Raw genomic sequence first — 5,050 nt, forward strand, 5'->3', positions numbered from 1 at the left:
CCGTTCACCGACAAGCAAATCGCGTTGGTTGAGAACTTCACGAAGCAAGCCGTCATCGCCATCGAGAATACGCGACTGCTGAACGAATTGCGCAAGCGCACGACGGAGCTGTCGCAATCCCTCGACGATCTTCGCACCGCGCAGGACCGCCTGGTCCAGACCGAGAAGCTCGCGTCCCTCGGCCAGCTCACGGCGGGAATCGCGCACGAGATCAAGAACCCACTCAATTTCGTCAACAATTTCTCGGCGGTGTCGACCGAGTTGATCGACGAGCTCAACGAGGCGCTGCAGGCGGCCTCGCTCGACGGCAAGACGAAGGCGGAGGTCGACGAGCTGACTGGCATGCTCAGGAGCAACCTCGAAAAGGTGGTGCAGCACGGCAAGCGCGCCGATTCCATCGTCAGGAACATGCTCCTGCATTCGCGCGAGGGCTCCGGCGAGCGCCGTCCGGCGGACATCAATGCCATCGTCGAGGAAAGCCTCAACCTCGCCTATCACGGCGCGCGAGCCGAGAAGCCTGGCTTCAACGTCACGATAGAGCGCGGCTTCGACCCCGCCGCAGGCATGGTCGATATCTATCCGCAGGAAATTACGCGAGTCGTCCTCAATCTGATCTCGAATGGCTTCTACGCCACTGCCCAGCGCAAGGAGAGCGCCGCAGACGCCTTCGAGCCCACCCTGCGCGCAGCAACCAGAACGCTCGGCGACAGGGTCGAAATCCGCATTCGCGACAACGGCACCGGGATCCCGTCCGAGGTGAAGGAGAAGATGTTCAATCCCTTCTTCACCACCAAGCCGGCCGGCGAGGGCACCGGGCTCGGCCTTTCCATGAGCCATGACATCGTGGTGAAACAGCACGGCGGCACGATCGACGTGAACACCGCACCAGGCGTATTCACCGAATTCATCATCACCCTGCCGCGCGTAATGGCGGCGGACGGCACTTCCGGAGGCAAGACTTGAACGTTTACATCCTGGTCGTCGATGACGAGCCCGACGTCGAGGCGCTGTTCCGGCAGCAGTTTCGGCGCGATTTGCGCGCCGGCCGCTTCCAGATGGAATTCGCGTCGTCGGCACCCGATGCGCTGAAGCTCGCCGCCGAGGTGCGCGATCCCTCGTTGATCCTGATTTTGTCCGACATCAACATGCCCGGCATGAGCGGGCTCGACATGCTGCCGAAGGTGCGTCTTGCGCATCCGGACGTTCCCGTCATCATGATCACCGCCTATGGCGACGCCGAGACGCGCCGGAAGGCGATCGAGCGCGGCGCGGTCGCACTCCTCACCAAGCCGATCGATTTCGCGCTGCTGCGGCAGGAAATCGACACAAGGCTCGAGAAAGCCGCATGACCGCGACCATCCTCTTCGTCGACGACGAGCCGGATCTCGAGGCGTTGGTCCTGCAAAAATTCCGCAAGCAGATTCGCGATGGGTCGGTGACCATCATGTTCGCGCGAGACGGCGTCGAGGCGTTGCAATCGCTCGAGCAGAATCCGCATGTCGACATGGTGGTCTCCGACATCAACATGCCAAGGATGGATGGGTTGTCGCTGCTGGCGAAGCTCCAGGAAGCGGACGACAAGAAGTCCACCATCATCTTGTCGGCCTATGGCGATATGAGCAACATTCGCACTGCGATGAACCGCGGCGCGTTCGACTTTCTGACCAAACCGATCGATTTCGCCGACCTGGAGATGACGATCGAGAAGACCATCCGCCATATCGAGATGCTGCGGGAGGTGCGGCGCCGCCAGACGGAAGCCGAGCGCGCTCACGCCGCGCTCTCGCGTCATTTCTCGCCCGAGCTCGCCAAGCGTCTGGCGGCCGGCGGTGAGAGCGAGGGAATCGAAGTGCAGTGGCGCGATATCGCGACCATCTTCACGGATATAACGGGCTTCACCTCGCTGGTCGAGAGTGCGCCGCCGGAGACGCTGGGCGCGCTTCTCAACGAATATGTCGGCGGCATGACCGAAATCGTCTTCACGCATGAGGGGACGGTTGCCAAGATCATCGGCGATGCAATCCAGGTGCTCTTCAATGCGCCCGGAGATCAGCCCGATTATGCGACGCGTGCGGTTGCCTGCGCGCACGAGCTCGACGCCTGGGCGGAGGATTTTTCCGCGCGCTGGAAGCCGAGAGGGGTGAATTTCGGCACCACCCGCATCGGCATTCACGCCGGGCCGGCACTGGTCGGAAATTTCGGCGGCAACCGGTTTTTCGACTACACCGCGTATGGCGACTCCATCAACATCGCGGCGCGACTGGAAGCCGCGAACAAGCATCTGGGCACGCGGATTTGCGTCAGTGCCGGCATCGCCGAGGCGGCTGAGAATTTTCGAGGTCGTCCCGTCGGGGAGCTAATGCTGCGCGGACGCAGCGAAGCGTTGCGCGCGTTCGAGCCGCTGACGCCGGCCCAATTCGCTGCGCCGGACACGGCGCTGTATTCCGAAGCTTTTGCCAAGATGGAAGCCGGGGATGCCGCCGCCATGCCGGCTTTCGCGGCGCTGGTCGGCATGCATGCCGGCGATTCCCTGGCCGGCTTTCACCTGAAGCGCCTGCTTAACGGCGACAAGGGCATTCGCATGCAACTGGAATAGGAGTCCGACATGATTGGTGAATTCTCCGCCGGCAACTATCGTTTCATTCCGTCCGTATTCCAGTATTCGGCCGGTGCGGCCGCGGACGACGGCTATGAGATCGAGCGCGTCCGCTTCGACCGGCTGGTGCCGCTCGCCGAAGGCTTTGCGCTTGCCGCGAAGCATATCCAGGAGGCGGGGCGGCCGCTGACGGCCTTCTGCGCTTGCGAACTGCGGTCGCCCGCGGCCTTCAGCGAAGAAGGTTTTCGCGCGTTCAACCTGCACTATGTGAAGACGTTGTCCGAATGGGGCATCTTCGACGGCACCACCAATCCGGTGGCGCGCAGCAATGTCTGTCCAGAGATCGATCCACCGGCCGAGCCGTCGTTCTACGCGTTCTCCTTCACGCGGCCGACAAGCTCGAAGACGCCGAGCTTCGTGATTTCCGGCGGCGCCGAGGCGCGCGAGGGCGGCGGGACCTATGTCGAGCGCACCGTGCGCTACCGCGACCTCAGCCCGGAAGGCCTTCGCGAGAAGGTGCGCTTCACGACGACGTCCCAGATGGAGAACAGGATGACGGCCTTCGGCTTCGGCTGGAAGGACACGACCGGCGTGCAGGCCTATTCCGTGCACGACTTCCACCACGCGCTGGTCGACGAACTCGTCCGCCGCGGGGCGTTGCGGTCCGGCCTGACTTGGCACTATGCCCGGCCGCCGGTGGTCGATCTCGAATACGAGATGGATTGCCGCCGCGTGATGCGCGAGGTCGTGATCTAGCGCTGGCGTGGATCGAGCGCGTCGCGCAGGCCGTCGCCGAGCAGGTTCAGCGACAGCACCACGAGGAAAATCGCAAGCCCCGGCCAGATCGCCATCCACGGCGCCTGGGTCAGGAAGCGCTGCGCTGCGTTGAGCATGCTGCCCCAGGATGGCGCCGGCGGCTGCTGGCCGAGGCCAAGGAAGGACAGCGCGGCTTCGGCGATAATGGCGGCCGCAATCGACAGCGTCGCCTGCACCAGCAGCGCCGGCAGGATGTTCGGCAGGATGTGCGAGAACGCGATCCGCCACGGCGGATTGCCGAGCGCGCGCGCCGCCTCGACATAGTCCTCAGCCTTGACAACCAGCACCTGGCCGCGGGTCAGGCGGATGAAAATCGGGGTTGCCGAGATGCCGATCGCGATCATGGCGTTGCCAAGGCTCGGACCGAGGAATGCGGCGAGTGCGATCGCCAGGATCAGGAATGGGCAGGCCAGCATCGCGTCGGTCATCCGGCTGATCAGTGCATCGACGAAGCCGCCGCGATAGCCGGCAAGCAGGCCGAGCGGAACGCCGACGCCCAGAGCGATCGCCACCGAGGTGAGGCCGGCGAGCAGCGAGGCGCGAGCGCCGTAGAGGACGCGGCTCAGGATGTCGCGACCGAGCTCGTCGGTGCCGAACCAGTGCGCCGTCGTGGGCGGCTTGCGAACCAGGCTCCAGCTCGTCGCGATGGGATCGTAGGGAACGACGAGCGGCGCGAGAGCCGCGAAGCCGACGAACAAACTGATCATGACAAGTCCGAACACTGCGGCCTTGCGTTTGAACAGGCGCCGCCGGGCGCGACGCGCCGGGCTGTCCAGCTCGTCAGCTTGCGCGATGGGAGCAGCGGGCAGGGCGGCATCGGTCATGAGTCTAGCCCCGTAGCCGCGGATTGACGAGGATGTAGGAGACATCGGCAACCAGGTTCAGTGTGATGTAGACCGTCGCCGTCACCAGCACGACGCCCTGTACCACCGCGTAGTCGCGGTTGAACACGGCGTCCACGATCAGTTTGCCGAAGCCCGGAATGGAGAAGATCTGCTCAGTCAGAACCGCGCCCGACAAGAGCGTGCCGAGCTCGAGCGCGCCGAGCGTAATGATTGGCGTGAGTGCGTTGCGCATGGCGTGCTTGAGGATGACCGAGCGTTCGGACAATCCCTTGGCGCGCGCGGTGCGGACATAGTCGCTTTCCAGCACCTGCAGCATGGCGCTCCGGGTGTGCCGCATTAGGACCGCGGAAATTGCGTTGCCGAGCACGAAGGCCGGCATGATGGTGGCGGCGAGGCTCGCGCGCCAGTTCTCAGTCAACGGCACGTAGCCGGACGCCGGCAGCCAGCCGAGTTCGATCGAGAACAGGAAGATCAGCATGATGCCGAGCCAGAAATTCGGCGTCGAGATGCCCCACAGCGCGAACAAATTGGCACCATAATCCCAGACGGTGCCCCTTTTCACGGCGGAGACGATGCCGGCGGGAATGCCGATCAAGAGCGCGATCAACATTGCCATCGAGCCGAGCTGGAGCGTCACCGGCAGCTTCTGCGCGATCAGCTCGCGCACCGGCATCTTGTTGCGCAGCGATTCACCGAAATTGCCTGATAGAACGCCCTTGAGCCAATAAACGTACTGCACGGGGATCGGCTGATCGAGCCGGTATTGCTGGCGGATCTGCTCGATCACGGCGGG

6 protein-coding genes are annotated in these 5,050 nt (G+C 63.8%); 4 read left to right on the forward strand and 2 right to left on the reverse strand.

Going from position 1 to position 5,050, the window contains the following annotated elements; genetic code table 11:
* The 4 genes from IVB32_RS34230 to IVB32_RS34245 all read left to right on the forward strand — a co-directional run.
* The coding region (locus IVB32_RS34230; RefSeq protein ID WP_247412825.1) for an ATP-binding protein at positions 1–963 on the forward strand (963 nt) is incomplete at its 5' end.
* Entirely contained in the window at positions 960–1,349 is a 390-nt protein-coding gene (locus IVB32_RS34235; RefSeq protein WP_018457048.1) for a response regulator, read from the forward strand. The genes IVB32_RS34230 and IVB32_RS34235, both read left to right, overlap by 4 nt.
* Entirely contained in the window at positions 1,346–2,596 is a 1,251-nt protein-coding gene (locus IVB32_RS34240) for an adenylate/guanylate cyclase domain-containing protein (protein ID WP_247367044.1), read from the forward strand. The genes IVB32_RS34235 and IVB32_RS34240 overlap by 4 nt, the downstream gene beginning before the upstream one ends.
* Positions 2,597–2,605: 9 nt before the next feature.
* Positions 2,606–3,352 carry a hypothetical protein gene (locus IVB32_RS34245; RefSeq protein ID WP_085352145.1) on the forward strand — a complete coding sequence of 249 codons (747 nt, stop codon included), beginning with the start codon at positions 2,606–2,608 and terminating at the stop codon, positions 3,350–3,352.
* Here IVB32_RS34245 and IVB32_RS34250 read toward each other — a convergent pair.
* Both IVB32_RS34250 and IVB32_RS34255 read right to left on the reverse strand, forming a co-directional pair.
* Positions 3,349–4,236, reverse strand: coding sequence for an ABC transporter permease (locus IVB32_RS34250; RefSeq protein WP_247300237.1), 888 nt, complete (start codon positions 4,234–4,236; stop codon positions 3,349–3,351). The two genes, IVB32_RS34245 and IVB32_RS34250, sit on opposite strands and share 4 nt — an antisense overlap.
* Before the next feature lie 4 nt (positions 4,237–4,240).
* On the reverse strand, positions 4,241–5,050 hold an 810-nt coding region (locus IVB32_RS34255), incomplete at its 5' end, for an ABC transporter permease (RefSeq protein ID WP_247412827.1).

The sequence above is a fragment of the Bradyrhizobium sp. 23 genome (genome assembly GCF_023073295.1).
GTDB lineage: Bacteria > Pseudomonadota > Alphaproteobacteria > Rhizobiales > Xanthobacteraceae > Bradyrhizobium > Bradyrhizobium canariense_D.

Bases quoted from the DNA above. Each gene is read 5' to 3' on its own strand.
- IVB32_RS34245 (WP_085352145.1), top strand. From the start codon at position 2,606: ATGATTGGTGAATTCTCCGCCGGCAACTATCGTTTCATTCCGTCCGTA.
- IVB32_RS34250 (WP_247300237.1), bottom strand. From the start codon at position 4,236: ATGACCGATGCCGCCCTGCCCGCTGCTCCCATCGCGCAAGCTGACGAG.
- IVB32_RS34240 (WP_247367044.1), top strand. From the start codon at position 1,346: ATGACCGCGACCATCCTCTTCGTCGACGACGAGCCGGATCTCGAGGCG.